Annotated in this window: 17 protein-coding genes; 16 read left to right on the forward strand and 1 reads right to left on the reverse strand. The window is 66.3% G+C overall.

From position 1 onward, the window contains the following. Positions 1-5: 5 nt before the first annotated feature. From rsmH to lpxC, 14 genes are all read left to right on the forward strand, one after another. On the forward strand, positions 6-1,100 hold the full coding sequence (gene rsmH / locus IB258_RS28660) for a 16S rRNA (cytosine(1402)-N(4))-methyltransferase RsmH (RefSeq protein ID WP_054457608.1): 1,095 nt from the start codon (positions 6-8) through the stop codon (positions 1,098-1,100). Further along, positions 1,100-1,390: a cell division protein FtsL gene (gene ftsL, locus IB258_RS28665; protein WP_054457607.1), complete on the forward strand. Its 291-nt coding sequence runs from the start codon at positions 1,100-1,102 to the stop codon at positions 1,388-1,390. The genes rsmH and ftsL overlap by 1 nt, the downstream gene beginning before the upstream one ends. After that, a complete protein-coding gene (locus IB258_RS28670) occupies positions 1,387-3,117 on the forward strand; it encodes a penicillin-binding protein 2 (protein WP_054457606.1) in 1,731 nt (576 codons plus the stop codon). The genes ftsL and IB258_RS28670 overlap by 4 nt, the downstream gene beginning before the upstream one ends. Next, entirely contained in the window at positions 3,114-5,969 is a 2,856-nt protein-coding gene (gene murF, locus IB258_RS28675; protein ID WP_192353526.1) for a bifunctional UDP-N-acetylmuramoyl-L-alanyl-D-glutamate--2,6-diaminopimelate ligase MurE/UDP-N-acetylmuramoyl-tripeptide--D-alanyl-D-alanine ligase MurF, read from the forward strand. Before IB258_RS28670 ends, murF begins: the two co-directional genes overlap by 4 nt. After that, positions 5,959-7,128, forward strand: a complete 1,170-nt coding sequence (gene mraY / locus IB258_RS28680) for a phospho-N-acetylmuramoyl-pentapeptide-transferase (RefSeq protein ID WP_042796413.1) — start codon at positions 5,959-5,961, stop codon at positions 7,126-7,128. Before murF ends, mraY begins: the two co-directional genes overlap by 11 nt. Beyond that, positions 7,125-8,657: a UDP-N-acetylmuramoyl-L-alanine--D-glutamate ligase gene (gene murD / locus IB258_RS28685; RefSeq protein WP_175182180.1), complete on the forward strand. Its 1,533-nt coding sequence runs from the start codon at positions 7,125-7,127 to the stop codon at positions 8,655-8,657. The genes mraY and murD overlap by 4 nt, the downstream gene beginning before the upstream one ends. Beyond that, positions 8,654-9,847: a putative lipid II flippase FtsW gene (ftsW, locus tag IB258_RS28690; RefSeq protein WP_042796415.1), complete on the forward strand. Its 1,194-nt coding sequence runs from the start codon at positions 8,654-8,656 to the stop codon at positions 9,845-9,847. The genes murD and ftsW overlap by 4 nt, the downstream gene beginning before the upstream one ends. Then, positions 9,844-10,920, forward strand: coding sequence for an undecaprenyldiphospho-muramoylpentapeptide beta-N-acetylglucosaminyltransferase (gene murG, locus IB258_RS28695; RefSeq protein WP_192353527.1), 1,077 nt, complete (start codon positions 9,844-9,846; stop codon positions 10,918-10,920). Before ftsW ends, murG begins: the two co-directional genes overlap by 4 nt. Beyond that, complete coding sequence (gene murC, locus IB258_RS28700) at positions 10,917-12,323, forward strand: UDP-N-acetylmuramate--L-alanine ligase (RefSeq protein ID WP_054457601.1); 1,407 nt, start codon at positions 10,917-10,919, stop codon at positions 12,321-12,323. Before murG ends, murC begins: the two co-directional genes overlap by 4 nt. Further along, positions 12,320-13,270: a D-alanine--D-alanine ligase gene (locus IB258_RS28705; RefSeq protein ID WP_054457600.1), complete on the forward strand. Its 951-nt coding sequence runs from the start codon at positions 12,320-12,322 to the stop codon at positions 13,268-13,270. Before murC ends, IB258_RS28705 begins: the two co-directional genes overlap by 4 nt. Before the next feature lie 12 nt (positions 13,271-13,282). Next, complete coding sequence (locus tag IB258_RS28710; RefSeq protein WP_054457599.1) at positions 13,283-14,107, forward strand: cell division protein FtsQ/DivIB; 825 nt, start codon at positions 13,283-13,285, stop codon at positions 14,105-14,107. Positions 14,108-14,111: 4 nt separating this feature from the next. Next, positions 14,112-15,338, forward strand: coding sequence for a cell division protein FtsA (ftsA, locus tag IB258_RS28715; protein WP_006217473.1), 1,227 nt, complete (start codon positions 14,112-14,114; stop codon positions 15,336-15,338). A 189-nt stretch (positions 15,339-15,527) separates the two neighbouring features. Then, positions 15,528-16,712, forward strand: coding sequence for a cell division protein FtsZ (gene ftsZ / locus IB258_RS28720; RefSeq protein WP_054457598.1), 1,185 nt, complete (start codon positions 15,528-15,530; stop codon positions 16,710-16,712). A gap of 240 nt (positions 16,713-16,952) precedes the next feature. Then, positions 16,953-17,876, forward strand: coding sequence for a UDP-3-O-acyl-N-acetylglucosamine deacetylase (gene lpxC / locus IB258_RS28725; RefSeq protein ID WP_008160097.1), 924 nt, complete (start codon positions 16,953-16,955; stop codon positions 17,874-17,876). Positions 17,877-18,173: 297 nt separating this feature from the next. Here lpxC and IB258_RS28730 read toward each other — a convergent pair whose 3' ends face one another. Beyond that, positions 18,174-18,581, reverse strand: a complete 408-nt coding sequence (locus IB258_RS28730) for a DciA family protein (protein ID WP_082401228.1) — start codon at positions 18,579-18,581, stop codon at positions 18,174-18,176. Positions 18,582-18,708: 127 nt separating this feature from the next. Here IB258_RS28730 and IB258_RS28735 point away from each other — a divergent pair, with 127 nt between their 5' ends. Both IB258_RS28735 and secA read left to right on the forward strand, forming a co-directional pair. Beyond that, positions 18,709-19,680 (forward strand): M23 family metallopeptidase, encoded by a 972-nt coding sequence (locus IB258_RS28735; RefSeq protein WP_192353545.1) that lies wholly within the window; start codon positions 18,709-18,711, stop codon positions 19,678-19,680. 191 nt (positions 19,681-19,871) lie between these two features. Continuing rightward, positions 19,872-22,607 carry a preprotein translocase subunit SecA gene (gene secA / locus IB258_RS28740; RefSeq protein WP_175163958.1) on the forward strand — a complete coding sequence of 912 codons (2,736 nt, stop codon included), beginning with the start codon at positions 19,872-19,874 and terminating at the stop codon, positions 22,605-22,607. Positions 22,608-22,616 lie beyond the last annotated feature (9 nt).

Here is a 22,616-nt window from a genome sequence, read left to right on the forward strand (position 1 = left end):
AAGTTATGGAATTCGAACATCGGCCCGTTCTGCTGGAGCCGACGGTGGACGCGCTATTGCTGCCTGACTTCGGCGGCAAGGGCGCGGCACGGTCGCATCAGCAGGCCGGGCCGGCTGCGGCTACGCGGGCGGAAGGCGGCGTCTTCGTCGACGGCACCTTCGGGCGTGGCGGGCACAGCCGCGAACTGCTTGGCCGCCTGGGCCCGAGCGCCAGGCTGGTGGTGTTCGACAAGGATCCGGAGGCGATCGCCGTAGCCAGGCAACTGGCGGCAGCGGACCCGAGGGTCACCGTGGTGCATGGCGGCTTTGCCACCATGGCCGAAGAATTGGAGCAGCTCGGCATCGGCAAGGTCGATGGCGTGATGCTGGATCTGGGCGTTTCCTCGCCTCAGATCGATGACGCCGAGCGTGGTTTCTCGTTCATGCGAGACGGCCCGCTCGATATGCGGATGGACACCACTCGTGGTCCCACGGTGGCGGATTGGCTGGCGCAAGCCAGTGTGGATGAGATGCGGGAGGTCATAGCGGATTATGGCGAAGAACGGTTTGCTTTTCAGGTTGCAAAGGCGATTGCTGCTCGCCGCGCAACAAGGCCGCTGCGCACCACGCTCGAGCTTGCCGAGTGCGTCGCCAGCGCCGTCCGCACGCGCGAAAAGGGGCAACATCCGGCCACACGCACCTTTCAAGCTCTACGGATTTACATCAATCGGGAACTCGAAGAGCTCGCGCGCACCCTCGCGGCAGCTCTAGACCTGCTCGCCCCGGGAGGGAGGTTGGCGGTGATCAGCTTTCATTCGCTTGAAGACCGCATGGTCAAGCAGTGCATCGCGGCGGCGGCTCGTCCGGCCGCCGCGCATGCGCGCCTGCCCCTGCGCGAAAGCGAAATGCCCCAGCCGGTCCTGCGCTCCCTGGGCCGCGTGCTGGCCGAAGACGACGAAGTCTCGGCCAACGCCCGCGCCCGTTCCGCCGTCTTGCGCGTAGCCGAACGTACCGAGACGCCGCTGCCCGCCGAGGGCGGCTTCGCGTTCGTGAAGATCGGTTCGCTGCCGGGCAGCGACCTGGCACCCCCGCCGCGTCGCGGCAAGGGAGGGCGCCGCTAATGGGTCGCGTCAACCTGATCGTTGCGGCTTTGCTGATGCTGTCGGCCATTTCCCTGGTCACCAGCCGGTATCAGTCGCGCCAGCTCTTCATCGAGCTGGGACGTGATCAGGCGCAGGCTCGCGACCTGGAAACCAACTGGCGGCGCCTGCAGCTGGACCGCGCCGAACTGGCCCGCAACGCGCGGGTCGACGCCATCGCGCGCGATGGCCTGAAGATGATCTCCATCGTTCCGGATCGCACGCTGTACTTGAACCAGCCGCCCGCTTCCGCCACCGGAGGCGCGCAATGAAACGCGTCCCCTTCTTCGATAACCCCGTGCTGCGCGGGCAATTGCCCACCTGGCGCGCGCGCCTGGTGCTGATCCTGCTGTTCGGCGGGTTCACCGTGCTGGCCGGCCGCGCCCTGTTCCTGCAGGGGCTGTCCACCGAATTCCTGCAGCAGCAGGGCGAGCGGCGCTATGAGCGCACGCTGACCCTGGCCGCGACGCGCGGCAAGATCATGGATCGCAACGGCGCGGTGCTGGCCTCCAGCGTGCCGGCGCGCGCCATCTGGGCGATTCCGGAAGACGCCAAGCAGGCTACCCCGGCGCAGATGGACACGCTGGCGAAGCTGCTGGAAACGCCGCCGGCCGACCTGCGTCACCGCCTGGTCGACGAAGACAAGAACTTCGTCTACCTGAAGCGCCAGGTCTCCATGGACGTGGCCGACAAGATCAAACAATTGGGCATGCCCGGCGTGCACCAGCAGCCCGAGACCCGCCGCTACTACCCGGACGGCGACGTGATGGCTCACGTGGTGGGTTTCAATAGCGTCGAGGATCAGGGGCAGGAGGGCGTCGAGCTGACGTTCAACCAGCAGTTGTCCGGCCGTCCCGGCAGCCGCCGCGTCATCAAGGACCGGCTCGGCCGCGTGATCGAAGATGTGCAGGCCGTGACCCTGCCGGTGGATGGCCGCGACCTGCGCCTGTCGATCGACACGCGTCTGCAGTATCTGGTGTTCAAGGCGTTGAAGGACGCCATGGACAAGCACCAGGCCAAGGGCGCGACCGCCGTGGTCGTGGACGTGCATACGGGCGAAATCCTGGCCCTGGCCAACGTGCCGACCTTCGATCCGAACAAGCGCGAGACCTTCCACGGTTCCAAGCTGCGCAACCAGGCCATCACCGACACCTTCGAGCCGGGCTCGATCATGAAGCCGTTCACCGCCGCGTTGGCGCTGGACCTGGGTCGCATCAGCACCAAGACCCTGTTCGAAACCGGCAACGGCCGGTTCCAGTATCAGGGCAGCACGATCAGCGATGTGAGCCGCAACGGCACGCTGGACGTGGCCGGCGTGCTGCGCAAGTCCAGCAACATCGGCATGACGATGATCTCCGAGAAGCTGGAATCCCGCGAAATGTGGGACCGCTTTACCGAACTTGGCCTGGGCCAGGCGCCCCAGGTGGGATTTCCCGGCGCGGCGCCCGGACGCCTGCGTCCCTGGGATCGTTGGCGCCTGATCGAAAAGGCCACCATGGCCTACGGCTACGGCCTGTCGGTGTCGCTGCTGCAGGTGGCGCGCGCCTATACCGTTTTCGCCCGCAACGGCGACATGGTGTCGCTGACCCTGGTCAAGCGCGACAGCGATCCCACCAGCGTCAAGATCTACACGCCCAAGACGACTGAAATGGTGCGCGGCATGCTGGAAGCGGCTGCCGGCCCCGAAGGCACCAAGGCTGCCCAGGTGCAGGGCTACCGCGTCGCCGGCAAGAGCGGCACGGCGCGCAAGATCGTCGACGGCAAATACAGCATGCAGCGCTATCGGAGCTCCTACGTGGGCTTCGCTCCGGTGTCCGATCCGAAGATCGTCGTGGCCGTGTCCATCGACGAGCCGACGATCGGCGGCTATTACGGCGGCGCCATCGCCGCGCCCGTGTTCTCCCAGATCGTGGGGGGGAGCTTGCGGCTGATGGGGGTGCGCCCGGACGCGCCCTTCGAATCCACAATTGTTGCTGGTCTCAAGGAGCCAGGCAGATGAGCGCCAAAGGCTTCCTCTCCAACCCTGTCGCCACGGTTGCCGAAACCGTGGCGTGGTTGCATTCGCGCGTGTCGTTGACCGCGCACCTCAAACTGGACTCCCGCGATATCGAGCCGGGCGATGTGTTCGTCGCCTGCCCGGGCCTGTCCAGCGACGGACGTCTCTATATAGAGAAGGCGTTGGCGCTGGGCGCCAGCGCGGTGTTGTTCGAAGCCCCCGCCAACGATGCCGTCGCGGCCGTGGCGGACCGGGCCGCGATGCTGCCGGTGACTGGCCTGCGCGCCCTGCTGGGCGAGTTGGCCGACACCTGGTACGGCCGGCCCTCGGCCGAGCTGGCGGTGGTGGCGGTAACTGGCACCAACGGCAAGACGTCGTCGGTGCAATGGATTGCGCACGCGCTGAGCCGCAATGACAAGCCCTGCGGCACCATCGGCACCCTGGGCGCCGTGCTGCCCGACGGGCAGACGCTGGGCGGCGACCTGACGACGCCGGACGTCTTGACCGTGCACCGTACGCTGGCCGCCATGCGCGACGCCGGCGCCAAGGCCGTGGCCATGGAAGCGTCTTCCATCGGCATCGAGCAGGGCCGGATGGATGGCGTGCGCGTTGCGCTGGCCGCCTTCACCAACCTGACGCGCGATCACCTCGATTACCACGGCACGATGGAACGGTACGAAGCAGCCAAGGCGCGCCTGTTCCGCTGGCCGGGCCTGACCGCCGCCGTGATCAACGCCGACGACGAAGCCGGCCGCCGCCTGATTGCCGATCTGCCGGCAGGCTTGGCAATGGGCTACAGCCTGAGCGAAGCGCAGGACATTCCCGCCGCCATGCGCGCGCGCGATCTCCAGGCCACCGCGCAGGGTCAGATCTTCACGCTGGTGTCGCCGCATGGCGAAGCCCAGATCGTGACGCGCCTGCTGGGCGCGCACAATGTATCGAACCTGCTGCTGGTAGCGGGCGTGCTGTATCAGTTGGGCCTGCCGTTTGCGCAGATCGCGCGCGAACTGGCCGCGACGGACCCCGTCGACGGCCGTCTGCAAACCGTCGAGCCGGTGGCGTACAGCACCCAGGCCAGCACGGGTCGCGGCCCGCTGGTGGTGGTGGACTATGCTCATACCCCGGATGCGTTGTCGCGGGCGCTGACTGCCTTGCGCGCCGTTGCGACAGCGCGATCGGGCCGCTTGATCTGCGTGTTCGGCTGCGGCGGCGAGCGGGATCCGGGCAAGCGTCCCGTGATGGGCCGCATCGCGGCGGACCTGGCCGACCATGTGGTCGTGTCCAGCGACAACCCGCGCACCGAGTCGCCTGAAGCCATCGTCGAACAGATCCTGACGGGCATCCCGGACAGCGTGAAGCCCGACGTGCAAGTGGACCGCGCGCGCGCCATCATGCAGACCATCTGGGCCGCGACGCCCGACGATGTGGTGCTGCTGGCCGGCAAGGGCCATGAAACCTACCAGGACATCGGGGGCGAGAAGCTGCCTTTCGATGACCGGGAATGGGCGCGGCTGGCGCTGCTGCTGCCGCAGGTCAAGGGCGTGTCGACCGACACCCGCCGTATCGGCGAAGGCGAATTGTTCGTGGCGCTGGTGGGCGAGAACTTCGACGCCCATAACTATCTGGATCAAGCCGAAGCGCGCGGTGCGTGCGCGGCCGTGGTGGCGCACGCCGTGCCCGACGCCAAGCTGCCGCAGCTGGTGCTGGGCGACACCCGCGTCGCGTTGATGCGCATCGGCGCCGCGTGGCGCGCGCGGTTCACGCTGCCCGTGGTGGCGGTGACCGGCAGCAACGGCAAGACCACGACCAAGGAAATGATCTCGGCGATGCTGGCCGAGTGGCAGGGTGAAGCGGGCCGCCTGGCGACCGCGGGCAACCTGAACAACGACATCGGCGTGCCGCTGACTCTGCTGCGCCTGCGGCCGGAGCACCGCGCGGCCGTATTCGAACTGGGCATGAACCACCCCGGCGAGATCGCGCAACTGGCCGCGATCGCGGCGCCCTCGGTGGCGCTGGTCACCAACGCTCAGCGCGAACACCAGGAATTCATGCATAGCGTGGAAGCGGTGGCGCACGAGAACGGCGCCGCCATCGCGGCGCTGCCCGAGGATGGCGTTGCCGTATATCCCGGCGATGAACCGTATTCGGCGATCTGGGATGCCCTGGCCGAGCCGCGCCGCGTGTTGCGTTTCGGCCTGCAGCCCGGCCTGGACGTGTATGCCGAGCAGATCCTGGCTGACGTGAACGCCACCCGCTGCCGTGTGGTGACGCCGGTGGGCGTCGCCGACCTGGCGCTGCCGGTGCCGGGCCTGCACAACCTGCGCAATGCGCTGGCCGCCATTGCCAGCGCGATCGCGGCGGGGGCGCCGCTGGATGGCGCGGTGCGCGCCCTGGCAGGTTTCAGCCCGGTCGCGGGTCGCATGCAGCACAAGAGTATGAGTGACGGAACGTTGCTCATTGATGACACTTACAATGCCAACCCCGACTCGGTTCGCGTAGCCGTGGACGTGCTGGCCCGCATGGCCGGCAAGCGCGTCCTGGTGCTGGGCGACATGGGCGAGGTCGGGGACAACGGCCCCGCCATGCATGTCGAGGTGGGCAATTACGCGCGTGAGCAAGGGCTCGACGCGCTCATCACGCTAGGCGAAGCCAGCCGGGCGGCCGCGGCCGCATTCGGAGTGGGCGCACACGCCTGCGCATCGGTAGACGAAGTGGTTGCCGCAATGCGCGGCTTGCGCGCGTCCTGCGTATTGGTAAAGGGATCGCGCTTTATGCGCATGGAGCGGGTAGTGACGGCTTTTTCTACGAATGAAGGTGTGACGGCCAAGGGGCAGGGAGAGCAGAATGCTGCTTGAAATCGCCCGCATGCTGTCTGACGATGTGCGCGCACTGGGGGTGTTCGAATACATCACCCTGCGCGCTGTTCTGGCATGCGCGACCGCGCTGTTGATCGGCCTGGTGGCGGGTCCGCGCGTGATTCGCAAACTGACCGAGATGAAGATCGGCCAGGCCGTGCGCTCCTACGGTCCGGAAACCCATCTGGTCAAGACCGGCACCCCCACCATGGGCGGTGTGCTCATCCTCATTTCCATCGCCATCAGCACGCTGCTGTGGGCGGACTGGACCAACCGCTTCGTGTGGGTGGTGTTGCTGGTGACCTTCGGCTTCGGCTGGATCGGCTGGATGGACGACTATCGCAAGGTGGTCTATCGCGATCCGGAAGGCATGCCCGCGCGGCAGAAGTTCTTCTGGCAGGCCACCATCGGCATGGTGGCCGCGGTGTATCTGGCGTTTGCCGTGTCGGCGCCGGCCAATACCGAATTGTGGCCCTTGTTCAAGGCCTGGGTGGGCAGCGGTTTCACGATGTCCTTGCCGACGCGCGCCGACTTGATCGTGCCTTTCTTCAAGAGCGTGAGCTATCCGCTGGGCGTGCTCGGTTTCGTGGCGCTGACCTGGGCGGTCATCGTCGGCACCAGCAATGCCGTGAACCTGACCGACGGCCTGGACGGTCTGGCCATCATGCCTACCGTCATGGTGGGCAGCGCACTGGGTATCTTCGCCTACGTGGTCGGCCGCGTGGACTATTCCAAGTACCTGCTGTTCCCCTACATCCCGGGAGCGGCGGAATTGATGGTGCTGTGCGCCGCGATTGGCGGCGCCGGGCTGGCATTTTTATGGTTCAACGCGTATCCGGCCCAGGTCTTCATGGGCGACGTCGGCGCGCTTGCCTTGGGAGGCGCGCTGGGCACCATCGCGGTCATCGTGCGCCAGGAAATCGTGCTCTTCATCATGGGCGGCGTGTTCGTGGTCGAGACCCTTTCCGTGATGATGCAAGTGACTTGGTTCAAGTACACGAAGCGACGTTATGGAACAGGTAGACGCATTTTCCGCATGGCCCCGTTGCATCATCACTTTGAAGTGGGCGGCTGGAAAGAAACCCAGGTGGTCGTGCGTTTCTGGATCATCAGCATGATGCTGGTGCTGATTGGCCTCTCTACCCTGAAGTTGCGATGAATACGATGGAAACCTCCCGCGCAGACGCGCCGCTCGTCCTGATCCTCGGATTGGGCGAGACGGGTGTCGCCGCCGCTCGCTGGTGCGCCCGCCTGGGTGCCCGCCTGCGCGTGGCCGACACGCGCGCCGAACCGGGCGGGCTGGCCGCGCTGCGCGAATCTCTGGCGCAAAGCGAAGTGGAGTACCGCCTGGGCTGCGACGAGTCCTTCGACACGGCGCTGCTGGACGGCGTGCATCAGGTCGTGCTGAGCCCCGGCTTGGCGCCCTCCCAGGCGCCAGCGGCCGAGCTGCTGCGCGAGGCCGAGGCCCGCGGCATCGAGGTCGTCGGCGAGATCGAATTGTTTGCGCGCGCTTTGGCCGATCTGGCCGAGACGCGCGAGTACCGGCCGCGCCTGTTGACCGTGACCGGCACCAACGGCAAGACCACCGTCACCGCGCTGACGCGCCAGCTGGTCGAGGCCAGCGGCCTGTCGGCGGTGGCTGCGGGCAATATCAGCCCCGCGGCGCTGGCCGCGCTGATGGAAGCGCTGGACGCCGAATCGCTGCCGCAGGTCTGGGTGCTGGAGCTGTCCAGCTTCCAGCTGGAAACCACGCGCTCGCTGATGGCCGACGCGGCCGTGGTGCTGAACGTCACCCAGGATCACCTGGACTGGCACGGCGGCATGGAAGCCTACGCGCAGGCCAAGGCCCGCCTGCTGAAGATGGCCCGCGTGGCCATCGTCAACCGCGACGATCCGTACACCGTGGACATGGTCGCCACGCTGAACGCGCTGAACGTGCGCAGCTTCGGCCGTGACGTGCCGGAGCTGGTCGGCGACATGGGCCTGGAGCTGGGCCAGGGCGTGGCCTGGCTGGTGGCCTGCGAACCCAACGATTTCGATGAACCCGCGCCGCCGGTGCGCCGCAAGAAGGACGCGCCCGAGCCGACGCGCGCCAAGGGCCGCATGAGCCGCCTGATGCCGGTGGACGCCTTGCGTATCCGCGGCATCCACAATGCCTTGAACGCGCTGGCCGCGTTGCAGTTGGCGCGCTGCCTGGACCTGGGCTGGGGGCCGATGCTGCGCGCCTTGCGCGAGTACACGGGCGAACCGCACCGCGCGGCCTTCGTGCGCACGATCGGCGGCGTCGACTACATCAATGACAGCAAGGGCACCAACGTGGGCGCCACTGTGGCCGCGCTGGAAGGCCTGGGCCAGCAAGTCGTGCTGATCGCCGGCGGCCAGGGCAAGGGCCAGGATTTCTCGCCGCTGATTCCCGTGGTGGCGCAGCATGCGCGTGCCGTGATGCTGATCGGCCAGGACGGCCCCGAGATCGGCCGCGTGCTGGCGTCGACCGGCGTGCAGTGCGTGACGGTTGAAACCCTGCGCGACGCCGTGCGCGGCGCCGCTGAATTGGCCCAGCCGGGCGATGCCGTGCTGCTGTCGCCCGCTTGCGCCAGCCTGGACATGTTCCGCAACTATCCGCACCGCGGACAGGTGTTCGTGGAAGAGGTCGAAGACCTGGCCCGCGACCGTGGAGAGATCGCATGAGCCTGATCGCCGATCTCACCGCCAGCGTCAACGCCGTACGGCCCGGCCGTACCCGCATGCGCAATTTCGATCTGCCGCTGGTCATCGCGGCGTCGACCTTGCTGCTGCTCGGCCTGCTGATGGTGTATTCGGCGTCGATCGCGCTGGCCGACGGCCCGCGCTATGCCTCATATGGCCGCTACTACTTCGTGATCCGCCACGGCCTGTTCATCAGCGCCGGCCTGGTGGGCGCGGCGGTGGTGCTGGCGGTGCCGATCCGCGTGTGGCAACGCCTGGCGGTGCCGCTGTTCGTGGTGGCGATGGTGCTGCTGGTGGCGGTGCTGATCCCCGGCATCGGCCGCGAGGTCAACGGCGCGCACCGCTGGATCCCGCTGGGTCCGCTGAACTTCCAGCCCTCCGAACTGATGAAGCTGGCTGCGCTGCTCTACGCTGCCGATTACACCGTGCGCAAGCAAGAGCACATGCAGGCCTTTGCCCGCGGCTTCCTGCCGATGGCGTTCGCGCTGGCCGGCGTCGGCATGCTGCTGCTGCTGGAGCCTGACCTGGGCGCCTTCATGGTGATCGTGGCGATCGCGATCGGCATCCTGTTCCTGGGCGGCATCAACGGCAAGTACTTCAGCAGCCTGCTGGCCGTGCTGGTCGGCACTTTCCTGATGTTGATCTGGCTGTCGCCGTGGCGTCGGGCGCGCCTGTTCGCGTATCTGGATCCCTGGAACGAAGACAATGCCTACGGTAGCGCCTACCAGTTGTCGCATTCGCTGATCGCTCTGGGTCGTGGCGAATGGCTGGGCGTGGGCCTGGGCGCCAGCGTCGAGAAGCTCCATTACCTGCCGGAAGCGCACACAGACTTCCTGATGGCGGTGGTGGGCGAGGAATTGGGCTTTGCCGGCGTGATGCTGGTCATCACCCTGTTCGCCATCATCGTCTATCGCGGTTTCGACATTGGCCGCCAGGCCATCGCCATGGAACGCACCTTCGCGGGCCTGGTTGCGCATGGCGTGGCGATGTGGTTTGGCGTGCAGGCCTTCATCAACATGGGCGTCTGCCTGGGCCTGCTGCCCACCAAGGGCCTGACCCTGCCCCTGATGAGCTATGGCGGTTCGGGCATCGTGATGAACCTGTGCGCGCTGGCCATGCTGATCCGGGTCGACGTGGAAAACCGCGTCATGATGCGTGGAGGGCGGGTATGACGGCCTCTCGCACCATTCTGATCATGGCTGGCGGTACCGGCGGACACATCATGCCGGGCCTGGCCGTGGCTGATGTGCTGCGCGAGCGCGGCTGGCGCGTGCTGTGGCTGGGCAATCCTGAAAAGATGGAAGGCCGGCTGGTGCCGCCGCGCGGCATCGAGCTGGTTCCGCTGCGTTTCCAGGGCGTGCGCGGCAAGGGTGCTTCGGCGCTGCTGAAGCTGCCGTTTCTGTTGCTGCGCGCATTCGGGCAAGCGTGGTCGCGCCTGTCCGACGTGCGGCCCGACGTGGTGCTGGGCATGGGCGGCTACGTCGCTTTCCCGGGCGGCGTCATTGCGGCGCTGCGCGGCACGCCGCTGGTGGTGCATGAACAGAATGCCGTGGCCGGCACCGCCAACAAGTGGCTGGCCAGGATGGCCCGCCGCGTGCTGAGCGGCTTTCCCGGCGTGCTGCCCAAGGGCGAGGCCATGGGCAATCCGGTGCGCGCGGACCTGTGCGCGTTGCCGGACCCGGCCGCGCGCTACGCCGGCCGCAGCGGCCCGCTGCGCGTGCTGGTCGTGGGCGGCAGCCTGGGCGCCCAGGCGCTGAACACGACTTTGCCGCAGGCGCTGGCGCGCCTGCCGCAGGAAAACCGACCGGTGGTGGTGCACCAGGCCGGCGAGCAACATTTGCCCGCGCTGCAGCAGGCCTACGCCCAGGCGGGCGTGGAAGCCGACTGCCGCGCATTTATCGATGACATGGCGGGCGCCATGGGCGAAGCCGATCTGCTGATCTGCCGCGCGGGCGCCATGACGGTGTCCGAAGTGGCCGCGGCGGGCGTCGCAGCCCTGTTCGTGCCGTTCCCGCATGCCATCGACGACCACCAGACCGCCAACGCGCGCTTTCTGAGCGACGCGCAGGCTGCCTGGCTGCAGCCGCAGACCGGCCTGACGCCCGAATGGCTGGCGAAGTGGCTGGGCCAACGCTCTCGACAAGAACTCCAAGCCGTGGCCGAACGGGCCCGCGCGCATGCGCGCCCCGAAGCCGCGGCCCATATCGCCGACGTCTGTGAACAAGCAGCGGGGCGCGCATCATGAAACACAGAATTCAACACATCCATTTCGTAGGCATCGGCGGCTCGGGCATGAGCGGCATTGCCGAGGTGCTGCTCAACCTGGGCTACACCATCAGCGGTTCCGACCTGAACGAGTCGGCGGTGACGCGCCGCCTGGCCGGCCTGGGCATGAAGATCGCAATCGGCCACGTGGCCAGCAACGTCACGGGCGCCGCCGCCATCGTCACGTCCACCGCGGTGGCGGGCGACAATCCCGAGGTGATCGCCGCCCGCGCCGCCCGCATCCCGGTGGTGCCGCGCGCCATCATGCTGGCCGAGCTGATGCGCCTGAAGCGCGGCATTGCCGTCGCCGGCACGCACGGCAAGACGACCACGACCAGCCTGGTGGCCAGCGTGCTCGCCGCTGGCGACCTGGATCCGACCTTCGTGATCGGCGGCCGCCTGAATTCGGCCGGCGCCAATGCGCGGCTGGGGCAGGGCGACTACATCGTGGTCGAAGCCGACGAATCGGATGCCTCGTTCCTGAACCTGCTGCCGGTGATGGCCATCGTGACCAACATCGATGCCGATCACATGGACACCTACGGGCACGACGTGGCGCGCCTGAAGAGCGCCTTCATCGAGTTCACGCAGCGCCTGCCGTTCTACGGCAGCGCGGTGCTGTGCTCGGACGACGCCAATGTGCGCGAGATCATGCCTTTTGTCTCGCGGCCCATCACGACCTACGGCCTGAACGAAGAGGCGCAGGTGCGCGCCTACGAAGTGCAGCCGGAAGGCACGCGCATGCGCTTCAACGTGCAGCGCACGCATCGCGACACCCTGCTGCCGCCGCTGCAGGTCGAACTGAATCTGCCGGGCCTGCACAACGTGCGCAACGCGCTGGCCGCGATCGCCGTGGCGACCGAGCTGGGCGTGGCCGATGCAGCCATCTGCGAGGCGCTGTCGTCCTTCCATGGCGTGGGCCGCCGCTTCACGCAGACGGGCGAATTCCCTGTGCCGGCCAGTCATGGCGGCGGCACTTTCACGGTGATCGACGATTACGGCCATCACCCGGTGGAAATGGCCGCGACGCTGGCCGCCGCGCGCGGCGCCTGGCCCGACCGCCGCATCGTGCTGGCCTTCCAGCCGCACCGCTACACGCGTACCCGCGACTGCTTCGAGGATTTCGTGCGCGTGCTGGGCACGGCCGACGCGGTGTTGCTGACCGAGGTCTACGCCGCGGGCGAACCGCCACTGGTGGCGGCGGACGGCCGAGCCTTGTCGCGCGCCCTGCGTGTGGCCGGCAAGGTCGAGCCGGTGTTCGTCGAGGACGTGACGGAACTGCCGCAGGCCATCGTGGATTTCGTGCGCGATGGCGACGTGGTGATAGTGATGGGAGCGGGTTCGATCAGCAAGGTCCCCGCTCAAGTTGGAGAACTGGCATGAACACGCAATTCGGCAAGGTCGGTGTGTTGTACGGCGGACGATCCGCCGAGCGCGAAGTGTCCTTGATGTCGGGCACGGGCGTGCACCAGGCGCTGCTCAGCGCCGGCGTCGACGCGCACCTGTTCGACACGGGCGAGCGCAGCCTGTCCGAGCTGGCCGCCCAGGGTTTTGACCGCGTGTTCATTGCCTTGCACGGCCGCTACGGCGAAGACGGCACCATCCAGGGCGCCCTGGAACTGCTGGGCATCCCCTATACCGGCAGCGGTCCGCTGGCCTCCGCGCTTGCCATGGACAAGACCATGACCAAGCGCGTGTGGCTGCAGCACGGCCTGCCCACGCCCGACTTCGAATTGCTGGACGCCGACACCGAGCTGCGTCTGGTGCCGGACCGCCTGAGCCTGCCGCTGATCATCAAACCGCCGCATGAAGGCTCGACGGTCGGCATCACCAAGGTGGTGGGCTATTCCGACATGAAGGAAGCCTATGCCGCGGCCGCGCGTTTCGACGCCGAAGTGCTGGCCGAGCAGTTCATCACTGGTCGCGAGCTGACCGTGGCGGTGCTGGGCGGCGGCAAGACCGCGCGCGCGCTGCCCGTCATCGAGATCGCCGCGCCCGGCGGCAACTACGACTACGAGCACAAGTACTTCTCCGACGACACGCAGTATTTCTGCCCGGCCACGCTGCCGCCCGAAGTGGCCGCGGAAGTCGCCGAGATCGCGGTCAAGGCTTATCAGGCGCTGGGCTGCGAAGGCTGGGGCCGCGCCGATTTCATCCTCGACCGCGACAACCGGCCGTGGCTGCTTGAAATGAATACCTCGCCTGGCATGACCAGCCATTCACTCGTTCCCATGGCCGCCAAGGCGGTGGGAATCAGCTACGCCGATCTGTGCGTGGCGATCTTGTCCGAGGCTGCGTGCAAAGTGCGCAGTCCGGCCCGCAACGCTTGACCCGGATACTCTGTGTGGAACGACGCTCGCACCACCAACCTGATCGCCAACACGCTGGCCGTGCTGGCGGTTTGCGCCATGCTCGTCGCGGGTGTGGTGTGGGTGGCGCAACGCCCGTTCTTCACGCTGCAGGCCATCGAGCTGGAATCGATGCCGGACACCGAGCTGCACTACGTGTCCACGGGGGCGGTGCGATCGGCGATCGCGGGCCGCTTCAAGGGCAATTTCTTCACGGTGGACCTGGACGAAGCGCGCGAGATCTTCGAATCGGTGCCGTGGGTCCGGCACGCCACCGTGCGGCGGATCTGGCCCAATGTGTTGCGCGTGCGGATCGAGGAACAGCAGCCCCTGGCGTTGTGGAACGAGAACCAGATGATCAACACCTGGGGCGAGGCGTTCACGGCCAACACGGGCGAGGTGGACGACGAGACCGTTCTGCCGCAGTTCTCCGGTCCGGAAGGCACCGAGTCGCTGGTCGTGCAGCGCTACGCCGAATTGGCGCGCTGGTTCGCCCCGCTGGACATGCACGTCACGCAGCTGGACCTGAGTCCGCGCTACGCCTGGCGCGTGGTGTTGTCCAACGGCATGTCGCTGGACCTGGGCCGCGATCCGGGCGCCGATGCGCCGGATCCGCATGGCCTGCCCGGCGCTCTGCCGTTCGCGGCCCGCATTCAACGTTTTGTGCAGGCGTGGCCCGCCGTGGCGGGGCGCCTGGAAGGGCGCACCGTGACGCAGGCCGATTTGCGCTATCCCAATGGTTTCGCCCTGGCGCTGGCCCCGTTGCCGCCGTCGGAAACCAAATCCAAATCCATACCGAAACCTCCCAAGAAACGCTAACGCCATGACCCGTGACATCAAGGACCTTATCGTCGCCCTCGATATCGGCACCAGCAAGGTGGTGGCTGTGGTGGCTGAAATTTTGCCTGAAGGGCGATTCGAAGTGCTGGGCCTCGGCCAGCACGAATCGCGCGGCATGCGCAAGGGCGTGGTCGTCAATATCGAGACCACTGTGAATTCCATTCAGCGCGCGCTTGAAGAAGCCGAGCTGATGGCAGATTGCAAGATTCGCGACGTCTACACCGGCATTGCCGGCAGCCATATCCGCAGCTTCAATTCCAGCGGCATGGTCGCCGTGAAGGACAAGGAAGTCACCGCCACCGACGTTGCCCGCGTCATCGAGACCGCCAAGGCGGTGAACATCCCGACCGACCAGCAGGTGCTGCACGTGCTGACGCAGGAGTTCATCGTCGACGGCCAGGAAGACATCCGCGAGCCCATCGGCATGAGCGGCCTGCGCCTGGAAGTGCGCGTGCACATCGTGACCGGCGCGGTCAGCGCCGCCCAGAACATCGTGAAGTGCGTGCGCCGCTGCGGCCTGGAAGTGCAGGACCTGATCCTGCAGCCACTGGCCTCGAGCCTGGCCGTGCTGACCGCCGATGAAAAGGAACTCGGCGTCGTGCTGGTCGACATCGGCGGCGGCACCACCGACGTGGCCATCTTCACCGGCGGCGCGATCCGCCACACCGCCGTGCTGCCCATCGCCGGCGACCAGATCACCAACGACATCGCCGCGATGCTGCGCACGCCGACGCCCGATGCCGAGGAAATCAAGCTGCGCTACGGCGTGGCCAAGCAGGTGCTGGCCAGCCCCGACGAATCCGTGGAAGTGCCCGGCCTGGGCGACCGCGGCCCGCGCCAGGTCAAGCGCCAGGCGCTGGGCGCCGTGATCGAGCCGCGCGTCGAAGAACTGTTCACGCTGGTGCAGCAGGTCGTGCGCGACTCCGGCTACGAGGACCTGCTGGCTTCCGGCGTGGTCCTGACCGGCGGTTCGGCGCAGTTGCCCGGCATGATCGAACTGGCGGAGGACGTGTTCCTCAAGCCGGTGCGCGTGGCTGTGCCCGAATACGAAGGCAGCCTGGCCGACGTGATGCGCAATCCGCGCTTCTCGACGGTGATGGGCTTGTTGCAGGAAGCAAGAATGCAGCGCGTGCGCGGCCGCAAGGTCGCCGCCCAGACAGGCAACTTCAAGAGCCTGCTGGCGCGCATGAAGGAATGGTTCATGAACTGAGTTGTAAAGGGCAGGTTGGGGCCTGTCCTTGGTGCGGTTCGTAGCGGTATTGCGGACCGGGCCAGAAGAGGGGAGGCGCTTCAAACCCGTTGCGGGCCCGTCCGGCGACGAGTTTGAGGCGATTCACAAAACATAGGTTGGTTGGGGAATTTTTGTGATTTGCGAAATCGGACTTGTGAGGGAGTCATCATGATGAACTTTGAGATGCTTGAGAACAACACCAAAGGGACCGTTATCAAGGTCGTTGGTGTGGGCGGTGCGGGCGGCAATGCCGTGGCGCACATGATTCGCAGCGGTGTGCACGGCGTGGATTTCATCTGCGCCAACACCGATGCGCAGGCACTGGCGGCGACCAACGCCCCGGTGCAGATCCGTCTGGGCCGCACCGGCCTGGGCGCGGGCGCTAAGCCCGAGCAGGGACGCGCGTCGGCTGAGACCGCGCGCGAGGAGATCCGTGCCGCGCTGAACGGCGCGCACATGGTCTTCATCACCGCCGGCATGGGCGGTGGCACCGGCACCGGCGCAGGTCCGGTCGTGGCCGAAGTCGCCAAGGAATTGGGCATCCTGACCGTGGGCGTGGTCACCAAGCCTTTCACCTTCGAAGGCAACAAGCGCCTGAAGATGGCCGAGGACGGTATCTCGGAACTGGCCAAGCACGTGCATTCGCTCATCGTGGTGCTCAACGAGAACCTCTATGAACTGATGGACGAGGACGCGACGCAGGAAGACTGCTTCCGTTCGGCCGACGACATCCTGCACAACGCTTGCGCGGGCATCGCCGAAATCATCAACGTCGAAGGCAACGTCAACGTCGACTTCGAAGACGTCAAGACGATCATGGGCGAGCAGGGCCAGGCCATGATGGGCACGGCGTCGGCTTCGGGCGCAGACCGCGCCCGCGTGGCTGCCGAGCACGCGATTGCTTGCCCGCTGCTGGAAGGCGTGGACCTGAACGGCGCTCGCGGCGTGCTGGTCAACATCACCGCCAGCCGCTCGCTGAAGATGCGCGAAACGCGCGAAATCATGGAAACGATCCGCAGCTACGCTTCGGACGACGCGACCGTGATCTTCGGCACCGCCTATGACGAGTCCATGGGCGAAAACCTGCGCGTGACCGTGGTTGCGACCGGCCTGGGCCGTGCGCAAGCGCGTCCGCAGCTGGTGCAGAACACCGCTGAAGTGCTGCGTACCGGCACCGACAACATGCCCATGGGCGCGATGCCGGCTGGCGGTCAAGGCGATTACCGCAACCTGGACATGCCGTCTGTCATGCGCAATCCGCGCAGCCAGGCGTCGGCCCAGGTGCGTGCTCTGGAAAGCTCGGGCATGGATCATTTCGACATCCCGGCATTCCTGCGCAAGCAGGCGGATTGAACCTGAGAGCCCGTTTCGGGCTCTAAACGCACTCCCTCATCTCCGGCTTGCCTGTCCCCACAGGCAGGCCGGAGGCGGAGCGGTCCGTGTTTCCCTTGCACGGTTTCAATAAGGGACGGAGGTATCGGTCGGTCCGGACGCCAAATGGCGCCAGGGATCGGACAGAGTTACAATACGTCAGTTACGCCGGCAATCTGCTCGTCTTCTTGCCGGCTTCCTGGCTCAAAACACCCAAGTCTCATGTTCCGACAGCGCAGCATTCAAAATCTCGTCCGCACGACAGGCGTCGGCGTCCACTCCGGACGGCGGGTCGAGCTCACCTTGCGCCCGGCACAACCGAATACGGGCATCGTTTTCCACCGCGTCGACCTGCCGCAGGTCGTGGACCTGCCCGCGCAGGCCACGGGCGTGGGCGACACGCGCATGGCATCGGTGCTGCAGCAAGGCAATGTCCGCGTGTCGACGGTGGAACACCTGATGTCGGCGCTGGCCGGCTTGGGCATCGACAACCTGCATATCGACCTCACTGCCGAAGAAGTCCCCATCATGGACGGCAGTGCGGCCACGTTTGTCTACCTGCTGCGCTCGGCAGGCATCGTCGAACAGAACGCGCCCAAGCAATTCATCCGCGTCCTGAAGCCGGTGGAAGTGCGCGAAGGCGAAGGCCGCAACGAGAAGTGGGCCCGGCTGGAACCGCACGAAGGCTATGCGCTGGCGTTTTCGATTGATTTCCGCCACCCCGCCATCGACTCCACGGCCAATTTCGCCGAGATCGATTTCGCTACGCATTCGTACGTGCGTGAAATCGCCCGCGCGCGCACCTTCGGTTTCGTCAACGAAGTCGAGGCCTTGCGCTCCATGGGCCTGGCCCGCGGCGGCAGCCTGGACAACGCCATCGTCATGGACGAGTACCGCGTGCTCAACAGCGACGGTCTGCGCTACGACGACGAATTTGTAAAACACAAGATCCTGGACGCCATCGGCGACCTGTATCTGCTGGGCAAGCCCCTGGTGGCGCGCTATGTCGCGTGCAAGTCGGGCCACGGCCTGAACAACCAGCTGGCCCGCGCGCTGCTGGAGCAGCGCGATGCCTGGGAACTGATCACCTACGAATCGCAGGCGGAGGCGCCGCAGGCGTTCCGCCACGAGTGGAAGCTGGCCTGAGCGGCAAGGCCAGGCCCATCCCCAACCCCCCTGACGCGGGCCCCCTGAGGGGGCGGCGCTGGCGGACCGGCAAAGCCGGCTCCGCGGCGCCCGCGCTATCATCTTGCGCGACGGGGTTCTTGCTTGATTCCTGATCGTTCGCGGTAATTCCCCGGTGCGGTTCCCGACGGATGGCTGCGGTCGTCATCCCCTAGCGCTTAAGGCGCAAACCGGCGGCAAACCATAGTATCGATCCGTCCGAGAACTTGGTTTCGCTTCGTTTCCGGGTGCGCCGGATCAAGGACAACCCTGCCGGCTTCAGCTACTCTTGTGATGCTTCAAGAGCTTGGCGACCGCGTCGGCCAGAGGACCGGGCCGCAGGTTGCCGTGCAGTGTCTCGAACGCGCCCAGGGCGGTATTGCCCAGCGGTTGCGCCTCTTTGGGAGGGCGCGGCTGACGGGCGCCGGGCTTGGGCAAACCCGCTTGTACCTTGACGGCGATTTCGTTAAGGTTCCAGCCTTGGTCTGCCAGGGACCGCGCGATGCGCGGTGCCAATTGACGCATCTTGGCCGCATGCGCGGCACTCGGCACCACCAGGTGGAGGCACTGGTTTTCCAGCTTGCCCACCTGGCATACGGCGCCCAGCGGGGCGGGCAGAACCGCCGCCACCGCGTACTGAATTTGCAGGTGCTTGCGGGCGGTCGCCAGAACTCCGGCGCCCCGCATGTCATGACCCAGCCATCCCAGGGCGGTATCTTCTTTCCGCCGGCTGGAACTGGAACGTTGACGGTATGAAGTGGGTCTATTCATCCCGGCTCTAAGAATTAGGAAGCAAACCTTGAAAATCGTGATTATGCACGCCCGCGACGGGCAGGACGGGCATTTCACCCTGGGCGGCGCGCGCCTCGCGCTGTTTCTGGGGGGCGCCTTGATCACGGCCGCCATCTTTGGCGCCGCATTACAACGATACCTTACTCCGATCCTGCCGGCCGTACATGCCGTGGGCTGGCCCCTGGCGGGCCAACCCGGGCGCGATGCCGATTTCCTGCGCGGCAACATGAATCTGCTGGCCGCCAAGGTCGGTGCGTTGCAGGCCAAGCTGGTAAGCATCGACGGCTTGGGCCAGCGCGTGGCCAAGGTGGCCGGCGTGGCCTATACCGACCCCGAATTGGCCAGGCAGCTGGCCGTGGCGCAGCCCGAGGCGCTGACCCAGCCCGAAGCCACCCAGGTCATGGACGATCTGTTCACCGACCACCCGCCGCCCAGCGCGGCCTCGGCCGAGGCGCTGGGCCGCCAGCTCGACGAGATCCAGGCCAGGCTGGCCCAGCAGTCCGACAATCTGAAACTGCTGGACGCGGCACTGACCAAGCGGTCGGCGGACCAGGCGCGCATGCCGACCGCGATGCCGATCACCGATTATCCCTACCTCAGTTCGTCGTATGGCTGGCGCCGCAACCCCGTGACCGGCCGCAGCGCCATGCACGAAGGCCTGGATTTCGCCGCGCCTCCGGGTACGCCCATCCTGGCGGCCTCGGGTGGCGTGGTGCTGGAGTCCAAGTTCCAGCCGGGCTACGGCAACATGGTCGAGATCGATCATGGCGACGGCCTGATCACCCGCTACGCCCACGCTTCCTCCCTGATGGTGAAGCAGGGGCAGCTCGTCGAACGCGGCCAGCAAGTGGCCCGCGTGGGCAGCTCCGGCCGTTCCACGGGGCCGCATTTGCACTTCGAAGTCCGTCTGGCGGGGCAGCCGCTGGACCCGCGCCTGTTCCTGGGGCCGCACCAGACCGCACCGCCTTCCACGGTGGCCCACGCCGCCCAGTGAACCTGGGCGGCCCGCGCCGGTCAAACCGGCCGGCAGCGCTACCCTGGCCATAGGTTCAGGCTATTGCGCTCCATGTGCGTTAAACTGGTTCGTTTTCCAGCGGACCCCCGCTCAACCAATAACATCAAGTCACGGGTGACGCTGCTCCGGCCTTTCGTGGGCGCGGCGTGGCTCGTGCGGCCGACATACGCATGGTTTCTCTGCTCAAAAAACTCATAGGCAGCCGCAACGACCGGCTGCTTAAGCAGTATCGCAAGCTGGTAACCCAGATCAATGGGCTCGAACCCAAGATCTCCGCGCTTTCCGACGCGGAGCTGGCGGCCAAAACCGAGGAATTCCGGTCCCGTCACGCCCAGGGTACGTCCCTGGACGATCTGCTGCCCGAAGCCTTCGCGGTTGTTCGCGAAGCCGGCAAGCGGGTGTTCGGCATGCGCCACTTCGACGTGCAGATGCTGGGCGGCATCGCCCTGCACAGCGGCAAGATCGCCGAAATGCGCACGGGCGAAGGCAAGACCCTGATGGCAACGCTGCCGGTCTACCTGAACGCGATCGCCGGCAAGGGCGTGCACGTGGTCACGGTGAACGACTACCTGGCGCGCCGCGACGCCGAATGGATGGGGCGCCTGTACCACTTCCTGGGCCTGAGCACGGGCGTGGTGGTGCCGCAGCAGCCCAACGAGGAAAAGAAGGCGGCCTACCAGGCCGACATCACCTACGGCACCAATAACGAATTCGGCTTCGACTACCTGCGCGACAACATGGAATACCGTGTTGAAGACCGTCGCCAGCGCGGCCTGTTCTACGCCATCGTCGACGAAGTGGACTCGATCCTGATCGACGAAGCCCGTACCCCGCTGATCATCTCCGGCCAGGCCGAAGACCATACCGAACTCTACGTCCGCATGAACGCGGTGCCGCCGCTGCTCAAGCGCATGGCGCATGAGCCGAAGCCGCAGGAGCCGGAACCCGAAGGCGACTACTGGGTCGACGAAAAGAGCCAGCAGGTCTACCTGTCCGAAGCCGGGCACGAAAACGCCGAAGGCATCCTGTCGCGCCTGGGCATCCTGCCGGAAGGCGAATCGCTGTACGACCCGCGCCATATCGCGCTGATGCACCACCTGATGGTGGCGCTGCGCGCCAACACGCTGTTCTTCCGCGACCAGCAGTACGTGGTGCAGGACGGCGAAGTGGTCATCGTCGACGAATTCACCGGCCGCCTGATGGTGGGCCGCCGCTGGTCCGACGGCCTGCACCAGGCGGTCGAGGCCAAGGAAGGCGTGAAGATCCAGCACGAGAACCAGACGCTGGCGTCGATCACGTTCCAGAATTACTTCCGCATGTACGAAAAGCTGTCCGGCATGACCGGCACGGCCGACACGGAAGCCTACGAATTCCAGGAAATCTACGGGCTCGAAACGGTCATCATCCCGACCAACAAGCCCATGGTCCGCAAGGACCAGAACGACCAGGTCTTCAAGACCGACGGCGAAAAGTACAACGCCATCCTCGAAGACATCCGCGACTGCCACGAACGCGGCCAACCGGTGCTGGTGGGTACCACCAGCATCGAGAACTCCGAGCTGCTGTCGGGCCTGCTGAAGAAAGCCAAGCTGCCGCACGAAGTGCTGAACGCCAAGCAGCACGCCCGTGAAGCCGAGATCGTCGCCGAGGCCGGCAAGCCTGGCCACATCACCATCGCCACCAACATGGCGGGCCGCGGCACCGACATCGTGCTGGGCGGCAGCGTCGACAAGCAGGTCGATCTGATCCGCGCCGACGAATCGCTGTCCGATGCCGAAAAGAACGCCCGCATCGAGAAGGTGCGTGCCGAATGGAAGCCGCTGAACGAGCAGGTCAAGGCCGCTGGCGGCCTGCGCATCATCGGCACCGAACGCCACGAATCGCGCCGTATCGACAACCAGTTGCGGGGCCGTGCGGGCCGCCAGGGCGATCCGGGCTCGTCGCGCTTCTACCTGTCGCTGGAAGACTCGCTGATGCGCATCTTCGCGGGCGACCGCGTGCGCGCCATCATGGAACGCCTGAAGCTGCCCGAGGGCGAACCCATCGAGGCCGGCATGGTGACGCGTTCGATCGAGACCGCGCAACGCAAGGTGGAAGGCCGCAACTTCGACATCCGCAAGCAATTGCTGGAATACGACGACGTCGCCAACGACCAGCGCAAGGTGCTGTATTCGCAGCGCAATGACGTGCTGGAAGCCGCCAGCGTGGGCGCCACCGTGCAGAACCTGCGCGACGCCGCCGTGACCGAGATGTTCAACACCTACGTGCCGCCGGAATCGGTGGAAGAACAGTGGGATGTGCCGGCGCTGCAGAAGGCGCTGGAGGCTGACTGGCATGTGCAGCTGCCGCTGACGGAAATGCTGGAAAAGGAAACCAACCTGACCGACGACGACCTGCGCGAACGCGTGGTGAGCGCCGCGCGCGAGGCCTATCAGGCCAAGGTCGACCAGGTGGGCACGGAATCGTGGTCGCAGTTCGAGCGTTCGATCATGCTGCAGGCGATCGACACGCACTGGCGCGAACACCTGTCGGCGCTGGACTACCTGCGCCAGGGCATCCATCTGCGCGGTTATGCGCAGAAGAACCCCAAGCAGGAATACAAGCGCGAAGCCTTCGAGCTGTTCTCGGGCATGCTGGATCGCATCCGCGACGACGTGGTCCGGGTGCTGATGACGGTGCGCGTGCAGTCGCAGGAGCAGGTCGAACAGGCCGAAGCCGAAGCGGCGCAGCCGCACGTGCAGAACGTGCAATACCACCATTCCGACTACGACGAAGCGCTGGCCCAGTCTGAACCGGAAAGCGGTGCGCAGCCCGTGCGCAATGCGTTGCCCAAGGTCGGCCGCAACGACCCGTGCCCTTGCGGCAGCGGCAAGAAGTACAAGCAGTGCCACGGCAAGCTCGTCTGATCCAGGAGC

This window comes from Achromobacter sp. ACM02, from assembly GCF_014851605.1.
GTDB lineage: Bacteria > Pseudomonadota > Gammaproteobacteria > Burkholderiales > Burkholderiaceae_B > Achromobacter > Achromobacter aegrifaciens.